This window comes from Streptomyces sp. NPDC048483, from assembly GCF_040651455.1.
GTDB lineage: Bacteria > Actinomycetota > Actinomycetes > Streptomycetales > Streptomycetaceae > Streptomyces.
Genome location: NZ_JBEZJZ010000207.1, coordinates 1 through 1699, shown reverse-complemented (window position 1 = coordinate 1699; position 1699 = coordinate 1). Strand labels below are relative to the sequence as shown.

The following is a 1699-nucleotide window of genomic DNA, read 5'->3' as shown; positions in this document are numbered from 1 at the left end:
AAGCCGGTATGGGAGCCCGTGCCCGACCGGCTTTCAGGGCCCCCGCTTCCGTGCGCCCCGCATCACCGCCCCCCACCGCCTCCGCCACCACATGCGCCATTGACGCGGCCGAACCCCTCCCTACCCCGGGACTCCCCACCCCGGAACTCGGCACCCCGTACGCCGCCGTCAGCGTCGGCACGCAGAGAGCGGCAGCCGTGGCGACGGCCAGGAAGCCCGTGACCGCACGCACCGGAAAGAAGCAGTTCCGACCGTCGCCTTCTGGCGCCTTGTGCCGGCGCCGCGCGCGGCGCGCCTGCGGTCCGACGATCCTCCGGAAGCTCGTACCCGAGCGGGAATTTCGTTTCATGGCCCGACCGTGACGCAGCCCGCCGCCGCATGGGGATCTTGGTCGGAATCTGTGGATAACCCGCCGGATGTGGATAACGCTGTCACTCGCCCGGGGCACGAAAAGGTGCGTGTCGCCCAGTACATCGGCCGTCCCGTACACTTCTTGTGGCGATCCGGGTCACCGGATCGACTTCGCACGCCCCGCCGTCAGTGCAGCAGTCCCTTTCGGGCAGCACGATGGCCGCGCCCCTCGGTCCTCGGAAGGTTCCGCAAGGTTCCTTCCCCGGCAGGCGCGTCGGGGCGTCAGGCACCGCGGCCGACCGGCCGCAGTGGAACCGAGAAACACGAGGAGTACGGCCATGGCCGTCGTCACGATGCGGGAGCTGCTGGAGAGCGGCGTCCACTTCGGGCACCAGACCCGGCGCTGGAACCCGAAGATGAAGCGTTTCATCTTCACCGAGCGCAACGGCATCTACATCATCGACCTGCTCCAGTCGCTGTCGTACATCGACCGCGCCTACGAGTTCGTCAAGGAGACCGTCGCCCACGGCGGCTCGGTGATGTTCGTCGGTACCAAGAAGCAGGCCCAGGAGGCCATTGCCGAGCAGGCGACCCGCGTGGGCATGCCCTACGTGAACCAGCGCTGGCTCGGCGGCATGCTGACCAACTTCTCGACCGTCTACAAGCGCCTGCAGCGCCTGAAGGAGCTCGAGCAGATCGACTTCGAGGATGTGGCCGCCTCCGGCCTCACCAAGAAGGAGCTCCTCGTCCTCTCCCGCGAGAAGGCCAAGCTGGAGAAGACCCTCGGCGGTATCCGCGAGATGCAGAAGGTGCCCAGCGCCGTCTGGATCGTGGACACCAAGAAGGAGCACATCGCCGTCGGTGAGGCGCGCAAGCTCAACATCCCGGTCGTCGCGATCCTCGACACCAACTGCGACCCGGACGAGGTCGACTACAAGATCCCGGGCAACGACGACGCGATCCGCTCCGTCACCCTGCTCACCCGCGTGATCGCCGACGCCGTCGCCGAGGGCCTCATTGCCCGCTCCGGTGCCGCCACCGGCGACCAGAAGCCCGGCGAGAAGGCTGCTGCCGCCGAGCCGCTGGCCGAGTGGGAGCGCGACCTGCTCGAGGGCGAGAAGAAGTCCGACGAGGCCGAGAAGCCCGCCGAGACCCCCGCCGCCGAGGCCCCCGCCGCCGAGGCCCCCGCGGTCGAGGCTCCGGCTGCCGAGGCTCCGGCTGCCGAGGCCGAGAAGCCGGCCGCGGACGCCGAGCAGGCCTGACCCGCAGCATCCGGTTGATGACGGCGGGGGCCCAGCCACGTCGTCCCGCGGGACGGCATGGCGGCCTGGTCCGCGCCGGACGCCGG

General features: G+C 69.7%; 1 protein-coding gene. It reads left to right on the top strand.

Annotation, left to right across the window (positions count from 1 at the left end; translation table 11 throughout):
- Positions 1 to 689: 689 nt before the first annotated feature.
- Positions 690 to 1613, top strand: a complete 924-nt coding sequence (gene rpsB / locus AB0D04_RS41970) for a 30S ribosomal protein S2 (protein ID WP_362712683.1) — start codon at positions 690 to 692, stop codon at positions 1611 to 1613.
- The last annotated feature ends 86 nt before the right edge of the window (positions 1614 to 1699 follow it).

Excerpts from the sequence above, each read along its gene's own strand:
- rpsB (WP_362712683.1), top strand. The coding sequence starts at position 690 with ATGGCCGTCGTCACGATGCGGGAGCTGCTGGAGAGCGGCGTCCACTTC.